General features: G+C 36.6%; 21 protein-coding genes and 2 pseudogenes. 17 read left to right on the top strand and 6 right to left on the bottom strand.

Annotation, left to right across the window (positions count from 1 at the left end; translation table 11 throughout):
- Positions 1 to 1,511 precede the first annotated feature (1,511 nt).
- The 3 genes from ACFIJ9_RS04755 to ACFIJ9_RS04745 all read right to left on the bottom strand — a co-directional run bounded on the left by ACFIJ9_RS04755 (position 1,512) and on the right by ACFIJ9_RS04745 (position 3,855).
- Positions 1,512 to 1,919: a hypothetical protein gene (locus tag ACFIJ9_RS04755; protein WP_375635978.1), complete on the bottom strand. Its 408-nt coding sequence runs from the start codon at positions 1,917 to 1,919 to the stop codon at positions 1,512 to 1,514.
- A 344-nt stretch (positions 1,920 to 2,263) separates the two neighbouring features.
- Complete coding sequence (locus tag ACFIJ9_RS04750) at positions 2,264 to 3,127, bottom strand: prephenate dehydratase (protein ID WP_375635977.1); 864 nt, start codon at positions 3,125 to 3,127, stop codon at positions 2,264 to 2,266.
- Entirely contained in the window at positions 3,124 to 3,855 is a 732-nt protein-coding gene (locus ACFIJ9_RS04745; RefSeq protein WP_375635976.1) for a 3-deoxy-manno-octulosonate cytidylyltransferase, read from the bottom strand. Before ACFIJ9_RS04745 ends, ACFIJ9_RS04750 begins: the two co-directional genes overlap by 4 nt.
- A 104-nt stretch (positions 3,856 to 3,959) precedes the next feature.
- Between ACFIJ9_RS04745 and ACFIJ9_RS04740 the strand changes: the two genes are divergently transcribed.
- The gene (locus ACFIJ9_RS04740; protein WP_375635975.1) at positions 3,960 to 4,523 is read left to right on the top strand and encodes a c-type cytochrome; all 564 of its coding nucleotides are present in this window, start codon (positions 3,960 to 3,962) and stop codon (positions 4,521 to 4,523) included.
- 892 nt (positions 4,524 to 5,415) lie between these two features.
- Here the strand turns inward: ACFIJ9_RS04740 and ACFIJ9_RS04735 are convergent.
- Positions 5,416 to 6,210 (bottom strand): molybdopterin-synthase adenylyltransferase MoeB, encoded by a 795-nt coding sequence (locus tag ACFIJ9_RS04735; protein WP_375635974.1) that lies wholly within the window; start codon positions 6,208 to 6,210, stop codon positions 5,416 to 5,418.
- A gap of 87 nt (positions 6,211 to 6,297) precedes the next feature.
- On the opposite strand from ACFIJ9_RS04735, the gene gshB reads away from it, so the two are divergent.
- The 12 genes from gshB to ACFIJ9_RS04675 all read left to right on the top strand — a co-directional run bounded on the left by gshB (position 6,298) and on the right by ACFIJ9_RS04675 (position 18,882).
- Positions 6,298 to 7,236 (top strand): glutathione synthase, encoded by a 939-nt coding sequence (gene gshB / locus ACFIJ9_RS04730; RefSeq protein ID WP_375635973.1) that lies wholly within the window; start codon positions 6,298 to 6,300, stop codon positions 7,234 to 7,236.
- 142 nt (positions 7,237 to 7,378) lie between these two features.
- Complete coding sequence (locus tag ACFIJ9_RS04725) at positions 7,379 to 8,425, top strand: PstS family phosphate ABC transporter substrate-binding protein (RefSeq protein ID WP_375635972.1); 1,047 nt, start codon at positions 7,379 to 7,381, stop codon at positions 8,423 to 8,425.
- A gap of 75 nt (positions 8,426 to 8,500) precedes the next feature.
- Positions 8,501 to 9,961 (top strand): phosphate ABC transporter permease subunit PstC, encoded by a 1,461-nt coding sequence (gene pstC / locus ACFIJ9_RS04720; protein WP_375635971.1) that lies wholly within the window; start codon positions 8,501 to 8,503, stop codon positions 9,959 to 9,961.
- Complete coding sequence (gene pstA / locus ACFIJ9_RS04715; protein WP_375635970.1) at positions 9,958 to 11,247, top strand: phosphate ABC transporter permease PstA; 1,290 nt, start codon at positions 9,958 to 9,960, stop codon at positions 11,245 to 11,247. Before pstC ends, pstA begins: the two co-directional genes overlap by 4 nt.
- 51 nt (positions 11,248 to 11,298) lie before the next feature.
- On the top strand, positions 11,299 to 12,057 hold the full coding sequence (pstB, locus tag ACFIJ9_RS04710) for a phosphate ABC transporter ATP-binding protein PstB (RefSeq protein ID WP_273787813.1): 759 nt from the start codon (positions 11,299 to 11,301) through the stop codon (positions 12,055 to 12,057).
- 21 nt (positions 12,058 to 12,078) lie between these two features.
- Positions 12,079 to 12,801 (top strand): phosphate signaling complex protein PhoU, encoded by a 723-nt coding sequence (phoU, locus tag ACFIJ9_RS04705; RefSeq protein WP_375635969.1) that lies wholly within the window; start codon positions 12,079 to 12,081, stop codon positions 12,799 to 12,801.
- Positions 12,802 to 12,889: 88 nt separating this feature from the next.
- Positions 12,890 to 13,156: a hypothetical protein gene (locus tag ACFIJ9_RS04700; RefSeq protein WP_375635968.1), complete on the top strand. Its 267-nt coding sequence runs from the start codon at positions 12,890 to 12,892 to the stop codon at positions 13,154 to 13,156.
- A 229-nt stretch (positions 13,157 to 13,385) separates the two neighbouring features.
- The gene (locus tag ACFIJ9_RS04695; RefSeq protein WP_375635967.1) at positions 13,386 to 14,222 is read left to right on the top strand and encodes a cell wall hydrolase; all 837 of its coding nucleotides are present in this window, start codon (positions 13,386 to 13,388) and stop codon (positions 14,220 to 14,222) included.
- Between the two features lie 174 nt (positions 14,223 to 14,396).
- Positions 14,397 to 15,644, top strand: a complete 1,248-nt coding sequence (locus ACFIJ9_RS04690) for an aminopeptidase (RefSeq protein ID WP_375635966.1) — start codon at positions 14,397 to 14,399, stop codon at positions 15,642 to 15,644.
- Between the two features lie 271 nt (positions 15,645 to 15,915).
- Complete coding sequence (gene mutM / locus ACFIJ9_RS04685; RefSeq protein WP_375635965.1) at positions 15,916 to 16,791, top strand: bifunctional DNA-formamidopyrimidine glycosylase/DNA-(apurinic or apyrimidinic site) lyase; 876 nt, start codon at positions 15,916 to 15,918, stop codon at positions 16,789 to 16,791.
- Between the two features lie 83 nt (positions 16,792 to 16,874).
- Positions 16,875 to 18,269: a M20/M25/M40 family metallo-hydrolase gene (locus ACFIJ9_RS04680; RefSeq protein ID WP_375635964.1), complete on the top strand. Its 1,395-nt coding sequence runs from the start codon at positions 16,875 to 16,877 to the stop codon at positions 18,267 to 18,269.
- Positions 18,262 to 18,882 carry a ribonuclease D gene (locus tag ACFIJ9_RS04675; protein ID WP_375635963.1) on the top strand — a complete coding sequence of 207 codons (621 nt, stop codon included), beginning with the start codon at positions 18,262 to 18,264 and terminating at the stop codon, positions 18,880 to 18,882. Before ACFIJ9_RS04680 ends, ACFIJ9_RS04675 begins: the two co-directional genes overlap by 8 nt.
- A 249-nt stretch (positions 18,883 to 19,131) precedes the next feature.
- Here the strand turns inward: ACFIJ9_RS04675 and ACFIJ9_RS04670 are convergent.
- Positions 19,132 to 19,577: pseudogene (locus ACFIJ9_RS04670) on the bottom strand (integrase); the annotation flags it as partial.
- A gap of 734 nt (positions 19,578 to 20,311) precedes the next feature.
- Between ACFIJ9_RS04670 and ACFIJ9_RS04665 the strand changes: the two are divergent.
- A complete protein-coding gene (locus ACFIJ9_RS04665; protein ID WP_375635962.1) occupies positions 20,312 to 20,641 on the top strand; it encodes a hypothetical protein in 330 nt (109 codons plus the stop codon).
- Between the two features lie 528 nt (positions 20,642 to 21,169).
- Here the strand turns inward: ACFIJ9_RS04665 and ACFIJ9_RS04660 are convergent.
- A pseudogene (locus tag ACFIJ9_RS04660) lies at positions 21,170 to 21,313 on the bottom strand (integrase); the annotation flags it as partial.
- A gap of 1,199 nt (positions 21,314 to 22,512) precedes the next feature.
- Here ACFIJ9_RS04660 and ACFIJ9_RS04655 point away from each other — a divergent pair.
- The 3 genes from ACFIJ9_RS04655 (at position 22,513) to ACFIJ9_RS04645 (ending at position 25,651) form a co-directional block, all read left to right on the top strand.
- Complete coding sequence (locus ACFIJ9_RS04655) at positions 22,513 to 23,346, top strand: outer membrane protein (protein WP_375635961.1); 834 nt, start codon at positions 22,513 to 22,515, stop codon at positions 23,344 to 23,346.
- A gap of 323 nt (positions 23,347 to 23,669) precedes the next feature.
- Complete coding sequence (locus ACFIJ9_RS04650; protein WP_375635960.1) at positions 23,670 to 24,506, top strand: porin; 837 nt, start codon at positions 23,670 to 23,672, stop codon at positions 24,504 to 24,506.
- A gap of 323 nt (positions 24,507 to 24,829) precedes the next feature.
- Complete coding sequence (locus tag ACFIJ9_RS04645) at positions 24,830 to 25,651, top strand: outer membrane protein (RefSeq protein ID WP_375635959.1); 822 nt, start codon at positions 24,830 to 24,832, stop codon at positions 25,649 to 25,651.
- Positions 25,652 to 26,160: the final 509 nt, after the last annotated feature.

The following is a 26,160-nucleotide window of genomic DNA, read 5'->3' as shown; positions in this document are numbered from 1 at the left end:
CCTTTGCGTTTAATTTATTGACATATAAACAACAAAGAGATTATGGATTTACCAGTTTTCATAGCAGTAGCTCTTCATATTTATTTGGTATGAAAATATTTTTCGCTTAAGATAATCTGAATGTATAATTATTCTCATTCGCTGAAACATGTAAGAGTGTTAGGATAGATACGTCTGTTCCAAAACTACGAAATTGAATCATCAAAAATTTACAACAGTCAAAGAAGCAAATAAAGTAGATAGATCATGTAATTGGCTAACATTCGAAAGTTAGGGGAAAGAGTGCTATTTAAATCATTAGCAAATATTGCTTTAATGGTGTTGCTCCTCTCACACAAAACAGAACATCCCAAACAGAATAACTTAATGTTCTACATTCACATGCTTTTTAAAGAGCTATTGCTCAGTACTGTTAACTATATTTCAAACCCCGCTCGTAAATAGTATACATACTTCCCTTGAGGTATAAATCCATTGTACACTACCCTCTTTATGCTTAATAAAAGTATAAATTTGAGCCCTCATACTATTAACAATTCCCAATGTTGCGATCCCTTGCACTTGAGAGGCTTTATAAGAAGCATTTTTATTCCTTTTTTAATCGTTTTTACTCACACACCACCCCCATTTGTAACTTTCAAGGAAACGATTTTAATTGATTCAATATGAAGATTTAAGATGGGAGGATCTTACTTTATTTGTGATTGTAATTCAGTATAAAAAATCAAAGTCTTATAATGATAAGTCAATATCTTAAATATCTTATAAGACCACCACCTGATTTCTATAGTGAATGAGAATATCAAATACGTAATATTTTTTCTTTTAACATATACGAATATAAATACTGAGTAGATGTTATCGCTCTTTGCGTGCTTGTTCTTTTAATTAAAAAACATCGATGTTTATCACAAGATGGATCAATATATGAATTTTCATCATTTGAGAAAAGGTTTCATATATTTTTTAAGTGACTGTGCTCATACAAGAGAAGATGCAACATTCAGCGCTATAGAAATAAGGGGGTACTGGTTTTATAAGCGTAAAAATGGTTCTTATTCGATATAAGCGACATTTTATAGTTTCAAATAATTATATTCTTTAACAAGGAGGGAAAAACGAGATGAATTTTTACAAAAAGCTGAATGAGTGTGATTTAAAATGCAGCGAGGAATGCATCTATAGAGAAAATTTTGCTTTTCTGTTTATCTAAGTGATTTGGGTAAGATGTGCTTCATAGCACTTAAAATGAAGCAGCTACGAAGATAGAAGTCATATTCTTATTAAAAAATAGCTTTTATAGTAGAAAATCCAGAACAATTTAAGTTTAGTCTTTTAGTTTTTGCAAAAGTCCTTCAATATCTAATGTTCTGAGCAGCTTAAGGTTTTTCCATATTAGTATAAAAATACCTCTTCAGCGATTAATTTTAACAGCTTATCATGTCGTATTTTGAAAAAAATACCTGAAAAAAGAATAACTCTACTCAAATTTAGATGTTATAGAAATATTATTAATCATAATCTCCTGTGTCACAATTCGTTCCAACAACTTTTTTCTTCGTAATATTTTTAAAAATATAATGTCCTGACGAAGGAAAACTTATATGAAGAGATTTTATATTTTTTAGTGTAAAGACCTTCTTTTCTTTATCATGGGTTATTTTCTTTTCATCATCAACAACAATTCTCAATTTGTTTAGATCAGAAGGGGTAGAGTACGATAAAGTGAAGGATACTTTATTCGGTTTAAAGATACTACAAGAGTATTCAACTCCTTGATGGACAATATCGGATGGGGTGATCACAACACTTTCATCCAGCGAAAAATTCCATTTTCTCTCACCAAAGCCAGCAAATGCAACACTAGAGTAGGCGAAAATATTTGCGGCTAATAATCCTTGCGCGAAGATTTTTTTCATTATCCTTTCCTTTTTTCTAAAGTGAGATGAATCATAAATCAGTTTTTATAAAAATAAAAGTTCAAACTTAATGCTAAAAGCAGGGCTAAGTTGCATTTTCTAGCTTTAAACCATGTTCAGAATGATATCAGTCTAAGAGATTTGAATGCTCTATTATGTATAATAATTTGAATTGTTTTGAGAGTTAATTTGGAAGTTCGTTATCTTTATTGAAATAAATTGTCAGAAGAAATGACTTTTCTCAAGAACCTCTCTTTAATATATAAAGGGAAATATATGGTACAAGCGTTTTTATGTTTGGTTACTGTGTTTTTACATTGATTTTTATACAAGTTGAATTGCTTTTATATATACGATGTTCGATCGTTTTGTGCCGGATAAGTACCGATAATACGCAGTTCTGCAGAAAAGAAAGATAATTCTTCTAAGGCAAGTTTCATCATCGGATCTTCAGGATGTCCTTCAATATCAACAAAGAATTGTGTTGCATTGAAATTTCCACCAATTTGATAGCTTTCTAATTTTGTCATATTGATACCATTCGTTGCAAATCCTCCCATAGCTTTATAGAGAGCAGCCGGGACATTGCGCACTCGAAAAAGAAGACTGGTGATGATTTTTTCGCCATTTTTAGGCTTGGGAACATGTCGTTTGGAGCGTGAAAGGATGACAAAACGGGTAATATTATGAGGGGTATCTTCAACATCCCTTTCAAGAATATCAAGTCCATAGAGTTCTGCTGCGATCAGAGGAGCTAAGGCAGCCTGTGAACGTTTAGCATTTTTTTTAATAAATTTTGCAGCTCCAGCGGTGTCAGCAGAAACAACAGGTTTCCAACCGTTGTTTCGTATGATTTTTCGGCATTGTGCAAGGGCATGCGTATGGCTGTGGACGGTTTTAATTTCGTCATATGTAACGCCGGGCAAAACCATTAATTGAAAATGGATAGGTAAAAAATATTCATCAATAATATAAAGAGATGATTGCGGTAAAAGATGATGAATGTCTGCAACGCGTCCCGCAAGAGTATTTTCAATAGGGATCATAGCAAGATCAGCTTTCCCACTTTCCACTAAATTAAGGGCATCTTCAAAAGTAGCAGAGGGAACAGCATCCATATTGGGGAACATATTGGAGCAAGCAATATGGGAATTAGCGCCGTATTCTCCTTGGAAAGAAATTTTATTGGTTTTTTTAAGTATTTTCATGCTAAAATCTCGCGCACTTTATCGAGATCACGTTGTGTGTCTACGCCTAAGGGAATTGTATCAACTATCTCCACATCGATGCGCATATTATGTTCTAATGCACGTAATTGTTCAAGTTTTTCGCGTTGCTCGAGTGTAGAGGGTTTGAATGATATAAATTTCTCAAGTGCTTCGCGCCGATAAGCGTATATTCCAATATGATGATAAAGAGGACCATCTCCATAAGGTGCTGTGGTGCGCGTAAAATAAAGAGCACGAAGGCGATTTTGAGAAAGAGGTGTACCAATGATTTTGACGACATTGGGATCTCTTTTTTCATTTTCTTCAATGATTCGAGCACCCAAGGTTGCAATATCAGTAAAGCTATTTTCTAAAGGGCGTAGCGCATGAATGATTTCACGAGGCATTATTGTTGGTAAGTCACCTTGTATATTTAAAATGGTATTGTAACGTTGTTCAGGATCAATACGCATTAAAGCTTCATAAATACGATCAGATCCAGACTTATGATCACCTTGTGTTATGATACATTCATGCCCATAATCTGCAACAGCTTTAGCAATATCATTATGATCTGTTGCAACGATCGTACGCCCTATTGCAGCTTTTTTGGCTTGTTCTGCGACATGTACAATCATCGGCTTTCCGCCAATTTCAGCGAGAGCTTTTTGAGGAAGACGGGTTGAGCCTATACGAGCAGGAATAAGAATAATTGGTTCAAGAGCCATTGTAAGATTCCAAATGTCATCTGTGATGCATTTATGATGTTGTGTGTTATAAAGAAAAAGCTTAAACTAAAAATGGTAATGAAACCGTGAACATTTGAGTTTTTATGAATCGCTCGAGATTTATTTATTTTATTTGTGCTTGTTTATGTGTGCTGGTCATTATTGTGGGGATTTCTACACTCAGCAATATAGTTTACGATCATCCTACATCAGCCCAATATTATCATACAGTTGCCAAGAATGATACATTTCAAGAAAAACAAAAAGCACCTGATGTTTCTCTATCACTAAATAGCCGTCTTCGACAAGGCAATTTTGAAAATGGCCGTAAACTTTTTCGCCAATGTGCCATATGCCATACTTCTGGACGCAATGAAGCAGGGCGTGTTGGTCCAGTTCTCTGGGAGATTGTTAATCGCCCTTTGGCATCAGCAGCAGGTTTTGCTTATTCACGGGCATTGCGTTCTCATTCTGATCAAAAATGGGATTTTATCACTTTGGATCGTTATTTACATTCTCCACGTGAAGCTTTTCCTGGGACTATTATGTCTTTTCGTGGAATTAAAAATGATCAAGATCGTGCCGATCTTTTGCTTTATTTACGCAGTTTATCCGATCATCCTGTTCCTTTACCAATGGATAATAATAAAGCGAACGAGCCAAATTAACTTATACCATAGATGTTAATTTTAGAAAGAAGTCTGATTTTTTGTAATTTTAGTTTCACGGTTTTATCAAAAGAGCTCTTATCGATGTTTTGTTAGGGGGAACGTCCCTCATTCAAAACAGAATACATTTAATGTTACATATTTACTCGCTTGTTTTAAAGAGATCTTTTATAAAAATGCACTCTTTACGCTGTCATCTGCAGATTGATTTTCAAGATTCGTTTGCTTCACTTTTTCTACATATGCTTGTCTGTGAAATTATTGCTGAAGGATTATAAATTCATGAGCCGCAGCTTTCTTCTTCTGAATGCAATAATTATGTAATTAAAGCTCTCCATGAGGTTTAACAGAATCTTTCTGTACACATCAATACCCATGTATTTTTCTTATGGACAGAGACAATTGATTATTCTTATACGTGCAATAATCCTAAGCTGCGTTTTATGATGCTTGATGAATAGACGTTTTCTCTTGAGGTTAGAGGTGTAGGGACAGATCATTGATCTTTTATAGTATCGATAACTAAACTATGATTTAGATTATTTATTTACAGGTTATGGTTTGAAGTAAGCACTTTCATGTGAAGCAATTTTTATGTGTAAATAGTAAAATAGAGTTCTGCTGATTATATTTTTATCTACTTCGAAAATTTTTTACACAAGAATACTGATGGCAGCTAAGTTTGCACGAGTCTTTGTTCATTTATAGACGATGACATGAAATTATGCTGATAAGCTATTATAGAGAATTATTTTTTCACAAAAGGTCTTCCATATTTGTGATAAATTTAATAGTTTCCATTGGTTACAGTGTTTCGATGACTTACGATAAAACATCAGTATTTCAATACATATTGCGAGAGTGCTAAAAATTAATGCGCGAGGAGACATAATCATGATTCCCCAAGCTTCTTAATAACTATGGCATTTTCCTTATAATTTGAGCGTTTATAAGTAATAATATTAAATTGCGCTAATAATCCATTGTAGAGAAGAATTTTTCCCACTAAGGGTTCACCAATATTTGTGATCATTTTAATAACTTCCATTGCTTGTAGGGTCCCAATAACGCCAGGTAAAACACCGATGATTCCAGTTTCAGCGCATGTTGGGATAGTTCCGTGAGCCGGAGGCGTGGGAAATAAATCGCGATAGTGAGGATTATTGTCTTTATACGGCATAAGGACGGTTAATGAACCATTAAAACGTTCTACAGCACCACTTATTAAAGGTTTTTTGCATTGGGCAGCGTGATCAGCAAGAAGATAGCGTGTCGTAAAATTATCACTTCCATCAACAATGATGTGGTAAGCATTGAGCAGTTTATCCACATTACTTTTATCTAGGCGTAGGGTGTGTTTTTCAACTACAACATGGGGATTTATTGCTTTTATAGTGGTTTCAGCACTGTCTGTTTTTCTTTTGTTTATTGCATTTGTTTTATGAATAACTTGGCGTTGTAAATTGGAAAGTGAAACGATGTCGTTATCGACAATTCCAAGGGTTCCAACACCTGCGGCAGCCAAATAGGTTAAGACAGGAGCACCAAGACCACCAGCGCCCACAACAAGAACACGTGCTTTTTTTAGCTTTTGTTGCCCTGCACCACCAATCTCAGCCAAAATGATGTGGCGTGCATAGCGTTCGATTTCTTTGTTGTTTAATTTTGTATCTGTTTCTTGTGTCATAAATTTTCTCTTGTCATAGTTCTTTTATTGTTTACTAAGTTTATGGTGCATAGACCAGTCTGCTTTTAGGATAGGGAGGATTTATTTATGAAAATTGCTATTCAGATGGATCATATTTCAACAGTTCGGATTCAAGGAGATACGACATTTGCACTCGCTTTAGCAGCACAAGAACGTGGACATTCTCTCTTCCATTATACACCAGATCGTTTATCTCTGTGCGATGGTTGTGTGATTGCACGACTAGAGCCATTGATTGTGCATGATAAAGAGGAAAACTACTATCAATTAGAAAAGCCTGTTCGCACGGAATTAACAGATATGGATGTGGTTCTTTTACGCCAAGATCCACCTTTTGATCTCAATTATATCACGACGACTCATTTGTTAGAACGTATTCATCCTAAAACACTCGTTGTGAATGATCCAGCATGGGTACGCAACAGTCCAGAAAAAATTTTTGTTACTGAATTTTCTGATCTGATGCCAGAAACATTAATTACCAAAGATATTGAAGAAATAACAGCTTTTAGAGAGACATTTGGCGATATTATTGTTAAACCACTTTATGGAAATGGGGGCGCTGGTGTTTTTTATTTAAAACAAGATGATCGCAATTTAGCATCATTGTTGGAAATGTTTGCAGAAATTTATCATGAACCTTTTATTGTTCAGCGCTATTTAGAGGCAGTACGAAAAGGAGATAAAAGGATTATTTTGCTTGATGGTACACCCGTTGGAGCTATTAATCGAATTCCGACAAAAACAGATGTGCGCTCTAATATGCATGTTGGAGGTCGCGCGGAAAATGTTGAGTTAACAAAACGTGATTATGAGATTTGTGAACGCATTGCTCCAGCCTTAAAGGAACGTGGTCTTCTTTTTGTGGGGATTGATGTGATCGGAGATTATATAACAGAAATTAATGTGACGTCTCCTACAGGAATTCGTGAAATTAAACACTTCTGCGGTACAGATGTTGCTCATTTGTTTTGGGATGTTATTGAGTTCAAGCGTTCAAATTAATTTATTTGACAGAGGACAAAAACATGGTTTTAAAAAAATGATCCATGTTGTTTTTTATATTTGTTATGTTGCAAATGTGAACTAGAATGACCGTATGATATAAATTAAGAGGCTTTGTCCTCAATTTTTAGGGAGTTTATAGATGAGCAGGGTATTATCAATTGGAGTGGGATTGATTTTTGCGCTACTGCTGTCAGCAAATGGAGGCAATGCGCGCGATCAAATACAGATTACTGGTTCATCTACAGTTTTACCTTATCAAAAGATTGTTGCTGAGACATTTGGAGAAATTTATCCCCATTTTAAGGTTCCTGTTATCGAATCGGGTGGAACAGGAGCTGGTATTAAGGAATTCTGCCGTGGTATTGGGGAGAACACCGTTGATATTGTTAATGCTTCGCGAGCCATGAAACCGAGTGAATTACAGTCTTGTGTTGATGCTGGTGTAAAAGATGTTGAGGAAATACGTATTGGGTATGATGGTATTGTTTTTGCAACAGATATTAAAGGTCCTGATTGGAAATTAAAGCCAGTAGATGTTTATAAAGCTCTTGCTGCTCGAATTATTATAGATGGAAAGTTGCAACCGAATAATGTTTTGAAATGGAGTGCAGTTAATAGTGCTCTTCCTGATTGGACGATAGCAGCGTATATTCCTGGAGAGAAGCATGGGACGCGTGAAGTTTTTGAGGAAAAATTACTTACTGAGGGGTGTAAAGAGAGTGGGGCAGTTGAGGTGATGAAGTCTTTAGGAATGGATGATAAGGAGATACACACTGCTTGTATTGCGGTACGTAAGGATGGAAAAGCGGTTGATATTGATGGTGATTATTCTGAAACATTTGCGCGTCTAACTTCTAATAAAACAGGGGTTGGTATTTTTGGTTTGTCTTTTTATCAAAATAATGCTGATAGGCTAAAGGTTGCCGATATTAACGGTTTTGCGCCAACAGTTGAGACGATTTCTAGTGGACAATATCCAGTTTCTCGACCGCTTTTTTTCTATATTAAGAAAGCACATTTAGATATTGTTTCAGGTTTGCGAGAGTATGTTGACTTTTTTCTTTCTGATCAAATGATTGGTCCAGATGGTCCTTTGGCTGAATATGGTTTGATTGTTTCTCCTGAAAAGGAGCGTCAAGCACAGCGTTCTGATTTTTCTACTGGTCGAGTAATGACATTGAAATAATTTGCAGGGAATAATTGGTTGGATTTCTGGGATAGGAAATTTAGGTGCTATTTTTTATAAAAACTGAAAGATAAAATGCGCATTTCCTTCATTATTTTTCTATTATTGATTTTTGGATTTTGTGGCTTTTGTATTTCTTATATGCGAGCACGCATTCTTGAATACAAACAACATAAGATGCATTCTCGTGCGTATTATTATGGCTGGTGGACATTTTTGATTACTGTTATTCCAGCTTTTATTTTTTTAATTGTTTGGGATGCTGGGAGTACAATTTATTTAGAATATAATGCCTCTCGAGAGCTTGGGGCGTATAGTGCGCATGTAACAAAGTCTGTAAATCATGATCTGCTTTGGGAGACACTTCGAAGTCTCGTCAAAATGATTCATCGCTTTGAGGGGAATCTTTCTACCGCTTCCTATAAGGAAGTGCAGGCACAGTTATTCGCGAAGGGATTGATTTTACCTAGTGAAGCATCGGATGATGTGTTCAAAATAGCACAGTCGTGGGTATTCTTTTCTGAAAAGCTTAAGTTTATAGGCTATGGTTTCCTTTTTATTATTGCGTCTTTGGGTTTTATCTGTGGAATGGTGCAAATTGCGCCTCATCAGCGTGCGCGCAATAAGGTTGAATCTTTTATTATTATTGGATTAATTTGTGCATCTATTGTTGCAGTCTTGACAACAATAGCCATTGCGCTTTCTATGCTTTTTCAGACAGTAAGCTTTTTTCAGTCTGTATCATTTTCAAATTTCTTTTTAGGAACAGTTTGGGATCCGCGTTTTTCCGCGAGCGGCTCAAGCGATGAAGTAGGACAATTTGGTTTAATACCGCTTCTTGCTGGTACGCTTTATATTGCATTTGTCGCCATGCTTTTTGCTGTACCTATAGGGCTATTTTCAGCTCTTTATATGGCTGAGTATGCTTCTGCGCGATTGCGAGCAATTGTAAAACCATTATTAGAAGTTCTTGCTGGCATTCCAACCATTGTTTATGGTTTTTTTGCTTTGAAGGTTGTAGGACCATTTTTACGTGATCTCTCTGTTTCTCTCTCAGATGGGGTTGGGTTTATTATGGCACAAAGTGTTTTGACCGCTGGAGTTGTGATGGGAATTATGTTGATACCTTTTGTTTCCTCTTTATCGGATGATGTTATTACGGCTGTTCCACGCATTTTACGTGAAGGTTCTTATGGTTTAGGCGCAACGCAATCTGAAACAATTAAAAAAGTTGTTATACCAGCAGCGCTTCCAGGGATTATGGGGGCCATTTTGTTAACGGCATCGCGTGCAATTGGAGAAACAATGATTGTGGTTTTGGCGGCAGGTGTTGCAGCAAACTTAACACTCAATCCTTTCGAAGCAATGACTACGATGACTGTTAAGATTGTTAATCAATTGACCGGTGATTTTGAGTTTAATTCTCCACAAACTCTGGTGGCTTTTGCCTTAGGGATGACGCTCTTTGTTATGACACTTTTGATGAATATTCTGGCTCTTTATATTGTGCGTAAATATCGGGAACAATATGAATGAATGAAGATTTTTTCCCTCGTCGCAATATTAGCCTCAAGCGTCGGTATTGGGCTGAACGTCGTTTTCGTGCCTATGGTTTGATTGCTATTTTTATTGGTTTGTTTTTTTTATTTACGCTTTTATGGTCTATCATTAGTCAGGGTTATACAGCTTTTTTTCAAAGTGAAATGACATTATTGATTTATTTGGATGAAAAGATCATTGATCCAAGTGGTCAACATAAAACAAAACCGCGAGTGCTCATGACGGCGAATTATCCACTTCTTGTACGCAATGCTTTAGCAAAGAAACTTAATATAGATCAAAATGACCGCGCCTCTCTTCGAGAAGTTAACCGTATGTTTTCAAATGGTGTCCGCGTTCAGCTGCGTGAAATGGTAACAAAGAATCCAAAACTGATTGGCACAATGCAAAAAGTTAAGGTTTTGGCATCTGCGGATATTGATTCTGCTTATAAGGGACAGATTGATCTGCGTGTAGCAGAAAAAAACCGTAAAGTTTCTAATCGACAAGTAGAATGGATAAAGCGTTTAGCGCATGATGGTACGCTTTATAAAACATTTAATATTGGTTTTTTTACATTTGGCGCTTCAAGTCGTCCTGAGACTGCGGGATTAGGTGTTGCGATTATTGGTTCTCTTTATATGATAGGCATCGTTTTATTAGTTTCACTTCCGATAGGCATAGCAACGGCTCTTTATTTGGAAGAATATGCACGCAAAAATAAATTTACAGATTTTATAGAGGTTAATATCAATAATCTTGCAGCTGTTCCTTCAATTGTGTTTGGTCTTTTAGGACTCTCGTTTTTTGTTAATTTTTTAGGATTACCACGTTCAGCCTCTTTTGTTGGTGGTCTTGTTTTAGCGCTCATGACTCTTCCCACGATTATTATTGCAACACGTTCTGCTCTGCGTGCAGTTCCTCTCTCTATTCGTGCAGCAGCTTTAGGACTGGGAGCATCAAAAACACAAATGATTTTTCATCATGTTGTTCCTTTAGCTGCGCCTGGTATTTTGACAGGCACAATTATTGGAGTCGCACAGGCTTTGGGTGAAACAGCGCCTTTGCTTCTGATTGGAATGGTTGCTTTTGTTGTTAATATTCCTACAACCCCCATGGATCCAGCAACGGCTTTGCCTGTTCAAATTTTTATGTGGGCGGGTGAAGCAGAGCGCGCTTTTGTTGAAAAGACGTCAGGTGCTATTATTGTATTAATGATTTTTCTTGCAATCATGAATATTTCTGCGGTTTGTTTACGTCGACGATTTGAACGCCGCCAGTAATTTTAATAAAATAACAGTTTTGATAAGATTTTTGTAAGGTGAATTTTTGCAATGAAGATTAAAATGCGAGGTCAGGATGTGAAGGTTTCTTATGGAGACAAAGAAGCACTCCACGGTATTACACTTGATATTCCTGAACATCAAGTAACAGCTTTGATTGGTCCATCAGGATGCGGAAAGTCGACTTTTTTGCGTTGTTTTAACCGTATGAATGATACGATTGAAGGCGCTAAAACAACCGGTCTTATTACTTTAGATGGGGAAAATATTTATGACCAGAGGATTGATGTTGTAGAATTGCGCGCTCGTGTTGGAATGGTTTTTCAAAAGCCTAGTCCTTTTCCAAAATCTATATTTGAAAATGTTGCGTATGGTCCACGCATTCATGGTTTAGTTAAAACGCGCTCTGAATTGCATGATATAGTTGAAAAGAGTTTGAGGCAGGCAGGTTTATTTGAAGAAGTAAAAGACCGTCTTCATGATCTTGGAACAAGTTTATCAGGGGGACAACAACAGCGTTTGTGTATTGCACGTGCTATTGCGGTTAGTCCTGAAGTTATTTTGATGGATGAGCCCTGTTCAGCTCTTGATCCCATTGCGACGGCACGGATTGAAGAGCTTATCGATGCATTACGGCAAAATTATACAATTGTTATCGTAACGCATTCCATGCAACAGGCTGCACGTGTTTCTCAATATACGGCTATGTTTCATTTAGGGCACTTGGTAGAAGTTGGTGCAACTGAAATGATCTTTACCTCACCAAAAGAGCAACGGACGCAAGATTATATTACGGGGCGTTTTGGATAGGTGAATTGAGGAGTGTAAGATATGTCTATGAACCATACTGTCCGTTCTTATGATGCAGAACTAAAATATTTAAAAGCAAGGATTACAGAAATGGGGAGCCATGCAGAAAGGATGATTGAACGTTCTGTCGCATCGGTTGTGTGTAGTGATCTTCAACTTGCAACGACAGTGATTGCCGATGATGTGTTTTTAGATGAAGCAGAACGTGACATTGATGAAAAAGCGGTTGCTATTATTTGCAAACGCCAACCGATGGCTGTTGATTTGCGTGAAATTATTGGAGCCATTCGTATTTCTTCTGATCTTGAGCGGATTGGGGATATGGCTAAAAACATTGCTAAAAGGACAGTTGCACTTTCAGAAATACGTCAATCTGCTTCTGTTTATCATGGGCTTGAAACAATTACAGCTTTAGCACTCAATCAATTAAAAGAAGTCTTAAATGCTTATACGAGTCGCCTATTAGAGCGTGTTGACGCTGTGCGTGAGCGTGATGAGAAGATTGATGCTTTGTATACTTCTCTTTTTCGTGAATTTTTGACATATATGATGGAAGATATGCGCAATATTACGGTTTGTACACACTTGCTGTTTTGTTTAAAGAATATTGAACGAATTGGTGATCATGTTACTAATATTGCTGAAATGCTGCATTATATCATAACGGGTTACCATATGTCTTCTGATCGTCCTCGCGATGACCTTACTTATAAAGTTGGGGTAGGTGAGAAGAAAATAGATTAAAATTTTTCTTATATGTATAAGATAAGTTTGTAGATACTATGAGTATTTTCTTACAGTGCGGCTATAGAAAGAATAAGATAGCCATATTATGGAAAAGTACAAAGAAGCAACAAAGAGTTTTTTCAGAGAAGCATGGCAGATTGCTAACTCTTGGTTTGACATATTTGTATATTGGATGATATCATCACTCGTATTATGGCCGGAGGGGAGTTTTCTTCTAGATCATTTTGTTAAAATTTTATGTTTTTATATTAAAGGGGATATCTGTATTATTTTTTTCAATATCGATGCAAAGAGTTTTGGTATCCAAATTTTTTTGGATGTAGAAGAAGTGGATAGTGTTGCTTTATTGTAATTGAAACGTGTGGGTTATTATGGCCTATATTGGACCATGAAGAATAACAATATTGATCTGTAAATTAAGAGTTTTTTATTTTTTATTTTGCATAGATATTTTTTTATTACCTCTTGTATTAAAATTTTACTGAGTGGTAACAATCGGCTATGTACTTTATTAAGAGATACATTTAAAGCTCATTTCAAAATTTGAATAGCTCAGAGATTATAGGAATGTGTTGCATAAGATGAAAAAAAATCGTTGGAATGTTTTTGTTACCTGTTGTGTAGCGCCGTTAGTTGTTGTGGGGTGTGCTTCAAATCGTTTAGATACTGGAAAAGTAAATAATAATAAGACAAAAACAGTTACGTATCCATTGACAGAGCGTCAATGTCTTATGCGAGCGATGTATTTTGAATCAAATCGCACAAGCCGTGAAGGAATGATTGCCGTTGGGACGGTTGTTATGAATCGTGTTAATTCAACCGCCTATCCTAAGACGATTTGTGGTGTTGTTGGTCAATATAAGCAGTTTGCTCCTGGTGTTTTAACGCGTCCTATGACGGAGAAAGCATCTGTTGCTCGTGTAAGAGAGGCGGCTGATGCTGTTTTACGGGGTGAACGAGATAAGAAAGTTAAACACGCTAAGTTTTTTCATACCGCTGGTTTGTCTTTTCCGTATAAAAACATGCATTATGTTCAGGTTGCAGGGGGAAATGCTTTTTATGAAAAACGATCACGTGATGGGGAACTTCAAGTTCCTACAAACAATCGCCCTTATGATGTTGCTTATGCTTTTGCTCAAGAACGTTCTGGTCATGCGCCAAGCTTTATAGATGAAGGCACAGAAAGTAGGGGAGTAAAGGTAGAGAAAAGTGCATCTCCTTCGATAGAAGTAGCACAGTCCAAAACGGCACATCCTGCGCATTTTGCTATGGTACAGCTTGATAAAGTTCCTATTCCTGCCTATGCACCTCAACATCTAGCTAGGAAAGAGGAAAATAAAACGATTATGACTTTGCCTTCATCAGATCAGTTAAATGCAATTGTTGCAATGTTAGAAAAACGACACAGAAACTGGTAAGTTTTCACGACAAAAGAAGGGTTATACGCCCATTGCGGTTTATGAATTAAGTGATCCTTTAGCGATAATGACACGCATCAATATACGTAGAGAAAGTAAACTCAAAGGATCTAAAAAACAATTTATAATATGACGACGTAAAGAACGCATTTTATTTAAAGAAGGGTATTGGTAATGTACTTTGATATTCATGAGACAATTTCGCCTGAAATGCTTAATCGTCTTGCAGAAATTACAGTAAAAGTGGGGTTGAATTTACAAGAGGGGCAAGATCTTGTTTTGACTGCTCCAGTTTCAGCATTACCTTTTGTTCGGCGTATTGCATATCATGCTTATAAGGTTGGTGCTGGTGTCATTACACCAATTTTTAGTGATGATATGTTATCGATTACACGTTTTGAAAATGCCCATACAGCTAGTTTTGATTGTGCCCCTTCTTGGCTTTATGAGGGAATGGCAAAGGCTTTTGAAAATGGGGCAGCGCGTTTAGCAATTGTTGGTGATAATCCTTTGCTCCTTTCCAATCAAGATTTTGATAAGGTTGCGCGTTTGAATAAGGCGACTTCACTAGCTTACCAGCCTGCTCTCAAAAAAATATCGAATTTTTCTATAAATTGGTCAATTGTTGCTTATCCAACAGCAGGATGGGCTGAGGCAATGTTTCCTTCTTTACCACTGAATGAGGCGATTAAAAAATTAGCCGATGCAATTTTTTCTGCTTCACGTGTTACAGAAGAAGATCCAGTACATGCGTGGGGTGTCCATAACGAGAATTTAAAGAAACGATCATCTTGGCTTAATGAGCAGCGTTTCTCTGCCTTACACTTTACAGGGCCAGGGACTGATTTAACTGTTGGTTTGGCAGATGATCATGAATGGCATGGTGGTGCATCCGTTGCTCAAAATGGTGTTATTTGCAATCCGAATATTCCGACAGAAGAAGTTTTCACGACTCCTCATGCTCATAAGGTTGAAGGTTTTGTTCGTTCGACGAAACCACTTTCCTATCAAGGAACACTGGTTGATAATATTGAAGTACGTTTTGAAGCAGGGCGTATTGTTGAGTCTCGTGCATCAACGGGTCAGGAAGTTTTGCAACAGGTTTTGCAAAGTGATGAGGGTGCAAGCCGATTGGGCGAAGTTGCTCTTGTGCCCCATTCTTCACCAATTTCTAAGAGTGACCTCCTTTTTTATAATACCTTATTTGATGAAAATGCTGCATGTCATATTGCTTTAGGGCAATGTTATTCCAAATGCTTTTTAGATGGGGCATCATTGACGTCAGAAGAGATTGCAGCACGTGGTGGTAATAAAAGTGTCATTCATATTGACTGGATGATTGGTTCTGGCGAAATTGATATAGATGGCATTACCCAAGATGGTGTAAGAGTTCCTGTATTTCGTAAGGGTGAATGGGCTTAATCCTGTTATGCCGCATTCGATGTGGAGTGGGATGTAAGCCTCATTGATACGTTAAGTATTTTAGAGTGTTTGGTGAATATTCAAGGCAGGGCTTGGCTATAAAGCCTTTAGTTAAGTGACTCATATGAGTAGGACGCCAAGAGAAATCCACTCATCAAAAATTTGTTTCTTATAGAGCAGATGTAGAGGAAACCTTCGTTCTTTGAGGGGGGAAAAGAAGTCAATTTATTGGTGATACAATTGGAAAGTGTATAATTATTAAAGAAGAGAGATGCCTGAACTTCCTGAAGTAGAGACAGTTCGTCGTGGACTTGAGCCTGTTGTAACTGATGCAAAGATAGTATCTGTCAGACTTAATCGTAGAGATTTGCGCTTTCCTTTTCCTGAGGCTTTTTCTGAGCGCCTTATTGGCAGAACAATTATAGAACTTGGTCGGCGTGCGAAATATTTATTATTTCATCTTTCTCAGGATGAAACGATTTTAAGCCATTTAGGAATGTCTGGTTCATGGCGTATAGAGAATGATCTTTTAAGAACAGTTTTTTCAACGACAAGTAAATTAGTTAAGCATGATCATTTTGTCATGGATATTCAAACAAGGGATGGTGAAGTTTATCATCTTATTTATAATGATGTGCGTCGCTTTGGATTTATGCTTTTAGTCAATACGGACAAGCTTTATGAATATCCACTTTTAAATAAGCTAGGGCTTGAACCTATGAGTAATTCGTTTTCTGGTCGTTATTTACAAAAGGCTTTTGTTAATAAAAAAATGTCTCTCAAGAGCGTTTTACTTGATCAGTCTATTGTTGCAGGTCTTGGGAATATTTATGTTTGTGAAGCACTTTGGCGGAGTCGTTTGTCGCCACAACGTGGTGCATTTACATTGGCATCAAAAACGGCACGTGCATGTGAATTTGCAGATTCTTTAGCACAAAATATACGCAATGTGATTTCTGAAGCCATTTTGTCTGGTGGCTCTTCTTTACGTGATTATATGCATATAGATGGTTCACTTGGTTATTTTCAACATGCTTTTTCAGTTTATGGACGAGAAGGTAAGCAATGTTTGGAATGTGGAACGCCTATTGTGCGTATTTTACAGGCTGGACGTTCAAGTTTTTACTGCTCACAATGCCAAAAATGAATAAGGTGTCTTGCAAAATCTTACAAGAGGCTTAAAGTCGTCGTATCTATAATATAATTACACAAGGCTTGAGAGGTTTTTTTATGCTGAATAAAGTACTAACACATCTTGATGGAAATATAGAAAAGAGCCTTGAACGCCTTTTTTCTCTTTTACGTTTTCAATCGATTTCTACAGACTCGGCTTACAAGGATGCATGTCGTAAAGCAGCTGATTGGTTAGTAGAGGATTTAAAAAGCATCGGTTTTGAGGCTTCACGTCGTGATACACCGGGTCATCCAATGGTTGTTGGGCATCATCCAGGACCTTCGGATGATTGTTTGCATGTGTTGTTTTACGGACATTATGATGTTCAACCTGTTGATCCTTTGAGTTTATGGGAGGATGATCCATTTACACCTTCTTTAAAAGAGAGAGATGGAGAGAAAGTTATTTGTGCTCGTGGAGCTTCAGATGACAAAGGTCAGTTGATGACTTTTATTGAAGCATGTCGTGCATTTAAGAAAGAAACAGGGCAGCTTCCTGTTAAAGTTACTATTTTATGTGAAGGTGAGGAAGAATGTGCTTCTCCTTCCCTTATTCCTTTTTTAAAAGAAAATAAAGATGAACTTAAGGCAGATTATGCATTGGTTTGTGACACGTCAATGTGGGATGCGGATACACCATCTATTGCTCTTTCTCTTCGGGGAATTATGGCAGAAGAGATTATTATTACAGCAGCGAATCGTGATTTGCATTCTGGTTATTTTGGAGGAGTAGCAGCTAATCCCATTCGTATTTTAACGAAAATCTTAGCAGGACTTCACGATGAAAATAATAGGGTAACACTTCCTGGTTTTTATGATGGCGTAGAAGAAACACCTCCACAGATTTTGCAGTTATGGAATGAACTTAATTGTACTGCTGAAAATTTTCTTGGTCCTATAGGGCTTTCTATTCCTGTTGGTGAAAAAGGGCGGAGCATTTTAGAGCTTGTATGGGCACGTCCTACCATGGAAATTAATGGTATTAGTGGCGGCTATGAAGGGGAGGGGATGAAAACGGTTATTGCTTCTCAAGCGAGTGCAAAAGTATCGTGTCGTTTGGTGCATAAGCAAGATCCAGAGAAAATACGCCAAGCGTTGCGTGATTATGTACGTAGCTCAATTCCTGCTGATTGTAAGGTTGAATTTAAGAATCACGGTTCTTCTCCTGCACTTCAGATTTCTGATGATTCATCTTTTATCAAGGAGGCGAAGGATGCCTTATCACAAGAGTGGGAAGTGCCTGCTGTCTTGACAGCCATGGGGGGCTCGATCCCAATTGTAGCAGATTTTCGGTCAATTCTTGGTATGGAGACTCTTTTGGTTGGTTTTGGACTGGCTGATGACCGTATTCATTCTCCTAATGAAAAGTATAATTTAAAATCGTTTCATAAGGGGCAGCGGTCTTGGGCGCGTATTCTTGCAGCTTTAGCAAGTAGGAGGGTAAATGGCTGAGATTCGTGTTCATCAAGGTGATTTACCAAACTTAGACAATTATAAAACTGATGCCATTGCGATTGATACCGAAACTTTAGGGTTACAACCATATCGTGATCGTTTATGTGTTGTTCAGCTTTCTTCTGGAGATGGTACTGCTGACGTTATACAGATTGCTAAAGGACAAAAGAGTGCACCTAATTTGGTCAAGCTTCTTGGAGATAACGCAGTTATCAAAATATTCCATTTTGGGCGTTTTGATCTTGCGATTTTAGCGCATACATTTGGTGTTATGCCAGAAGCTATTTTTTGTACAAAGATCGCTTCTAAACTCACGCGTACTTATACGGATCGTCATGGCTTGAAAGAAATTTGTAATGAATTGCTAAATGTGAATATTTCTAAACAGCAACAATCTTCGGATTGGGCGGCAGAAACGTTATCACAGGCACAAATTGAATATGCTGCGTCGGATGTGTTATATTTGCATCGTTTAAAAGTTATATTTGAAGAACGTTTAAGACGTGAAGAGCGAGAAAGTGTTGCCAAGGCGTGTTTTCAATTTTTGCCTATGAGAGCTAAGCTTGACCTTTTAGGATGGGCGGAAGTGGATATTTTTGCGCATAGCTAACTTTAAAATTGGTTTTTAAAAGGAGTTAATTATTGATGTGAGAGGACAAAATGCTTGTACATTATGGGCATTTTATCCTCTCCTCTTTTCTGATAAGAGTTATAATAAATTCTTAAGTACTATTTCATTTGAAGTTTAGGTAATCAAAGTATTTTTGCGAATTCATATTTTTTATTTTTGTAACAGGTTTTATTTGAAAAAAGAAATTTTGAGGAGAGTCTGGAAACATATGGTAGGTTGGAAGACTTAAATCTCTGAAACCGGTATACAGCCTAATTGGGGGAGAATATGAAGGCGTAAATATAAAAACCAAATCTCATTTTTACCATCATTTTTAATTCTGCTTTACGACTTTCAAAAGTATCTAAAGCAATGTCTGTTAAATAATAGAGATTACGCATTGCCTCACGCTTTTGTTTCTCACGTTTTTAATGGATTTACGTTCTTCATGTAAAACAGAACGCCTTAAACGGAATATATTTGTGTTGCTAATTCATGTGCTTTTTTTTAAAGAAACCGGCACCCAAGCCCATGTCACGGCGGTGCTTATGAGTGGTATAACAATAAAGCCCCCAAATATGGTATAAAATTTGTTGAACACTCCCATCTTTACGCTTATGGAGTAACAAGCCATAGCATTACACAATTTGCCAACTCCCAATGTTGTGTAGTCCTTAGCACTTGAGACGGTTCATAGAGGCATTTTTAGTCTTTTTTATCCACACAGCTCTCCTCACTTGTAACATGCAATCAAATGGTTTTGATGGATTCAACATGAAAAAGATTTGGAATGAGAGAATCTTAAGGTATTCAGGGTTTTTATTCAATATGAATAACGCTAAACTATCATTATAAATCAATATATTATATGATTAATCTATAAAGATAACCACGATTATGCTGAACAATGCAAAGAGCAATTCCTAGAAAAGTGTGCTAGAAACAAGTTAGCAAGAGCGCTTTTTACTAAGTCAAAATGCTGCAATAGCTTTTGCATTTAAACAGATTCGCAAGAATCTCCCCCTTTTTTCAAGAGTTTTATCTATATACAAATCTCATTTATGATGTGTAAGCGAATAAATTTGCTTCATGTATAATGAACAAGTTTGAAATGAGAGAGTATTCTGATATTCGAGGGACTCATTTTGTGTGAGGAAATATAAATTATATATATAAATCACTGTGTTAATTTGAAGTTTGTATAGTTTCTTATTTTCAGAAGATACTTCGTGCCTTTATTTATTACTCAATAAGTGATTTCTATGTTGGCAGAGCAGGGCAATTTGCTTTTATTTTAAAATCAAACGTTTCCAAAGCGTTATTTGTAAGGATTTTCACTTTTTATCTATAAACATATTATTTTTCTCTAGAAATTTGCAATGAAGGCACTAGGTAAAATCCATTATGGATATTTGATGAGGTTAAATTTATGAACATAAAATATTTTATTACAGCTTTTGCTACTTTCGCTTCAATCTCTATCGCTCAGGGTGCGAGTTTTTTGGCGTCCCAAAACCTTATACAGAAAGCATCTTCAGCTGTTCCTCCAATAGGTCTTTTTTCTGGTGAACAGCTTCGCAAGGTCTTATCTGAAGTTTTTCAAATAGAACTTTCTTGCACAAATAACAGCGAATTCATAACAGCAGCTAAGTTAGTACCTGTGTCACATTCTGGTAAAAAAAGAGGATATAATCCTAAAAAAGGACCAGGGAAAAGAGGACGGCCAAACCTATTTACACGAAGTCCAATGAGTTTTTAAAAAGTGAGAAAACAACACTGAGAGGTGTAACGTATGCTCGAAAAATGAAGAAAGGAGATATTATCACTTGAAAACAGGGGGGGGAACTATTTGTTTAAAGGGTGTTGTGATTGTGCACGGTGAGAATGAAGAGGACTGTTTGGAAAGGATATGAGCAGGAAGATTTCAGTGAAAGAATAATACTGTATAATAGCAATCAGTCATTATAAAATTCATGGGTTTAGATGAATATAACCTAGAGATTTGGGGTTATTTTGTTATGCCGTAAATATCGTCATTTTAAGTGTGATTATATAAGGCATGTAAAACGCCTTGATAAGTGTTTTTAGAGTACGTGGTGGGATCAAGTGAAGGACTTGTCTATAGAACCTTTGGTTAAATGAATTACATGAATGGAAAGCTAAATGAAATCCACTCGACAAAAATCTGGACTATTTGCAGACAGGATCTGATAGGACGCTTTGTCCAAATCGAAGAGAAAACCAAGTATTTGTTTTAATGTTAAACTTTTGATCTTAGAGTGTTTCAAAGAATAAAACACCATTGAGGTGCACTTACGTGCGCTCGTTTTAAAGAAACATTTCTCAACGCTTCCAAGCCCATTTCGCGACGTCATTTATGAAGGGTATAATGGTAAACCCATTGAGTACCACCATCTTTATGCTTATGAAGGGGGCAAGTGTCGGCATTCATCACACACTTTGCTAGCTCTCAATATTGTGACAGCCTTTGGTATGTGAGATGATTTATAAGAGACGTTTTTAGTCCTTTCTTATACAGTTCTTATCCACACGGCTCTTCCTGCTTGCAACATGCAATCGGTTTGGAATGAGAGAATCTTACGATATTCGGGTTTCTTATTCAATATGCGAAATGATGAATTATGTTTATAATCAATCTATTGTTCGACTACAGAATTTATAAAATATTTTTTATTTGTCTATGATGCAATATCAGATATTTTTTCTGCCAAATTGTTTGCTCAATTAATGATTTTCAAAGCAAAGTTTGGTGTGAACACTTTAAGAAAGATCTCTCATCTTTTTTGCTTTAGGGAGAGTTTTAATATAGATGTCAGCATTTATCATACCAGTTGCCTGTCTTGAGGCATTTTTTACAGTTTCGTTTATAAAAGAGTATGAAATAGATAGCCTACAGATAAGATGAAACTCTGAAAAAGACTTTCTATGAGGTTGAGATAAGCAAAAAAATGGTAAATATTTAAAAACAATAAATGCCTAAAGTAAAAAAAGAGCAGGCAAGTTGCATGTGATCTTGTTTCAATTCGTGGATTATTGGAAGTCTTGTTTATGTGCGATACAAGTTTATTTGTAATATAAGCATCCTTTTTATGAAAAAAACAAATACATAGTCTTCACATTTGGTCATGCTAAGGATGAAGGTAAAAACGTTATTTGTATAAATTTAAATAGAACGATTGCATTTGACTGTTCTTGATATTGAAAACATTTATAGGTGACATTTTTAGTTTTTTAACGGTTTCACATAATTGCTCGTTTGTGATGTATAGAGGAATGATTTTTGTTGCTTGAATATACAATGGTTTAAGATGAGAGCATTTGAATTTAATATAAAAGGATAATTTTTCATTAGACAAGAGCACATGCTTTCCAAGGTGATAACGCAGATATTTTTGAAAAATTCATAAAGAAGAGCAAATGTGACGAGAGAAAATCATTTGTGCATTGGCATAGTTCAATTCTTATTTATTAAGAGATCAAGCAATTCAGGATGCTTTCATTGGCTTTTTGTTTTTTTTAGGAGTGTATCATTTTTGCTACAGATATCTGAAGTTTGGGCTCTATATGAAATGATGTGTTCAAATAAATATTCAGCTATGGAGAGAAAATATGAATATGAAATGGTTAATAACAGCTTCTGCTTTCGCTTTTGTTTCAGTTTCAGCGGCGCAAGCAGCAGATGTTATTGTTCCCCCAAGTCCAACACCTGTTGCTCCCGTTATTGTTGCTCCAACTTTTTCTTGGACGGGTTTCTACCTTGGTGGGCAACTTGGTGGTTTTTCGGGTAAAACGAAAATGGATATTCTTGCTAATGGAAAAAAGATTCCAGTAAGTGACGATTATTTGCCTAAATTATCTGGTTTCATGGGCGGTCTTTACGCAGGTTCCAACGTTGATCTCGGCAATGGCCTTATTCTAGGTGTTGATACAGATATCATGTGGTCTAATAAAGATGACACAAAGACAGGAAAAACATACGTTATTGCTCCAAATCACATAAATTATATTAAGAAGATATTAACAGAATCTGGAATTAGTATTGGTAAAGATGCGCTGGAACCTGGTGCTAAACGAACCCACAGTTTCACTTTTAAAGAAAAGTGGGCTGGTGCGACACGTGTACGTATTGGTTTTGCAGCTGAACGCATTATGCCTTATGTTGCTGGTGGTATCGCCTATACACAGCTTCAAGATAGTGCATCTATTTCAATAACAGGGAAAAATTCAGATAAAGTAATAGCTTCTGGTACCTTGTCTGATGAAACAAAGACCCTTGTTGGTTACACCCTTGGTGCTGGTGTTGATTTAGCAATGACCAATAACGTTATTGTTCGTGCGGAATATCGTTACTCTGATTTTGGTAAAAAGAAATTCTCAAATGATAAATATGAGACATCTTACAAAACCAATGATTTCCGTGTTGGTGTTGCTTACAAATTTTAACAGATGGTAAGTTAAATAACAGAGGCGCTGTCTTTGACAGCGCCTCTGTTATTCTCTGTTGCTATATTATCACGCAATACATAATTTATTGTGGATGTGGAAAGATATTATTCAGATTTTCTTAAAAAATCATAAACAATAATTACATTTAAAATCAATAAGTTATATATATATATCTTTAGGTTTTTCGTGCAAAACGAAGCTATGGAGTGGTTTTGTCTTGGGCGATTTCTCCATTTTCTGTGACTGTATCATTTTTACTACAGCTTTTCTTTCTGTAATCTTGTAGCACTGTGCTCATAAATAAATTAGGAGCAAAGTTTATGAATATAAAATCTTTAGTAACAACTTCTGTTATCGCTATGGCAGCAGCTTCTGCAGCACAAGCTGCTGATGTTATCATCCCTCGTGAAACAGCCCCAGCAGTCATCTCAGCAGCCCCTTCATTTTCTTGGACAGGCTTTTATATCGGTGGTCAAGTTGGAAACTTTTCAGGTAAAGTTGATGAATTTGATTCAGAAACAAACAAGAAAATTACAGATAAAGACTGGACACCTAAGCCTTCCGGTTTCATGGGTGGTATTTATGTAGGTTCCAACGTAGATCTTGGTAATGGCCTCATTCTAGGTGTTGAAACCGATGCAGTCTGGGCAGACCGCGAAGATTCAAAAACGCATTCAGCAGTTATTGGAGCAACTGGCCTTGAAGATTTCAAAAATGAGCTTACAGCTGCTGACGCTACATTTGCTTCAGGAAAAGCTATTGCTGATATTGCGGCGACTGACAAACGTGTAACTAGCGCCTCTATAAAAGAAAAATGGTCTGGTGCAACACGCGTTCGTATTGGTTTTGCAGCAGTTGACCGCATTTTGCCTTATTTCGCTGGTGGTATTGCCTATACGCAGCTGCAAGTGGTTAATTCTCTTAAGGCGGAAGGAACTGATGGTGCCGAAATCGCTTCTGCTAAAGTGTTTGATCAATCAAAAACAATGGTTGGTTTCACTGTAGGTGGTGGTGTTGACTTTGCAATGACAGACAATGTTCTGTTGCGTGCAGAATACCGTTACTCAGACTTTGGTAAAAAAGCATTTGTAAAGGATGGGGATAAAATAGCTTATAAAACCAATGATTTCCGTGTTGGTGTTGCATACAAATTCTAATTTCGTAAAAAACGAAATAAACTTCCAAGAGGCTCTGTCAAAGACAGGGCCTCTATTATTTTCTGTTGTTATATTATTACTCACTCCATATTTATTGGAGATATAAAAATATTTTCATAAATGACAGACAAGAATTACATTCAAAATCGATAAATTAACTTACGAATTCTCGTACGGAGTGAAGTTAATAACGTTGTAAAGTCATGCAGCGATTTTGTTTTGAGTGCATCCTCCATTTTCTATAACTGTATCATTTTTTACTACAGCTTTTCTTTCTGTAATCTTGTAGCACTGTGCTCATAAATAAATTAGGAGCAAAGTTTATGAATATAAAATCTTTAGTAACAACTTCTGTTATCGCTATAGCAGCAGCTTCTGCAGCACAAGCTGCTGATGTTATCATCCCTCATGAAACAGCCCCAGCAGTCATCGCAGCCCCTTCATTTTCTTGGACAGGCTTTTATATCGGTGGTCAGATTGGTGGTTTTTCAAGTAAAATTGACTTAAAAGATAAAGATAAAGATACTTCAGTTTTTAAAGACTTATCACCTAAGCTTTCAGGTTTGATTGGCGGTTTTTATGCAGGATCTAACTTTGATCTTGGAAATGGCATTATACTAGGTGTTGAAACAGATATGATCTGGTCTGGCAAAAAGGATGTGCGAGTAGCTTCTGAAACTGTAACTCCTCCAGCTAGTGGAACTGAAACTCCTCCAGCTAGTGGAACTGAAACTGTAAAGAGTTTAAGTATTAGAAATGCAGGTGCACAAGAAGTTGTAGATGTATCAGAAGGTGTTGGTTTTAAACAGAAATGGGCTGGTGCTACGCGAGTACGTATTGGTTTTGCTGCTGCTGACCGCATTATGCCTTATGTTGCTGGAGGTGTTGCCTATACACAGCTAGAGGCTGCTCATGGAGAAGTGAAGGTAGGTGATAAAACTTTTGTTTCAGGTTCATCTGATGAAACAGCAACAATGGTTGGTTTCACTATTGGTGGCGGTCTTGATTTTGCTGTGACTGATAATGTCCTGTTGCGTGCAGAATACCGTTACTCGGACTATGGTAAAAAGAAATTTTTTGCAAAAGAAAAAGAATATAATTTCAGAACCAATGACTTCCGTGTTGGTGTAGCTTACAAATTCTAATTTCGTCAACAACGAAATAAGCTTCCAAGAGGCTCTGTCAAAGACAGGGCCTCTATTATTTTCTGTTGTTATATTCCCATATTTATTGGGGGATGAAAAGATATTATTCAGATTTCTTTAAAAAGATTTTCATAAACAACAAGCAATAATTACGCGCTAAATCAATGACTTATACGTACTTGTAACTTACAATTTCTTGCAAAAAGTGAAGTTATGAAATGACTTTATCTTGCGTCATCTTTCGTTTCTTATGATTGTATCATTTTACTACAGCGTTTCTTTCTCTAATCATATAGCACCCTGCTCATAAATAAATGAGGAGAAAAGTTTACGAATATAAAATCTTTAGTCACAATTTCTATTATCGCTATCAGCAGCTTCTGCAGCACAAGCTGCTGATATTATCGTTCCTCGTGAAACAGCCCCAGCAGTTGTTATCACAGCCCCTTCATTTTCTTGGACAGATTTTTATTTCGGTGGTCAAGTTGGCAACTTTTCAAGTCAAAATT

It is taken from the genome of Bartonella sp. MR90HLJMH, from assembly GCF_042194115.1.
GTDB lineage: Bacteria > Pseudomonadota > Alphaproteobacteria > Rhizobiales > Rhizobiaceae > Bartonella > Bartonella grahamii.
This window is presented reverse-complemented; position numbering and strand designations above follow the sequence as displayed.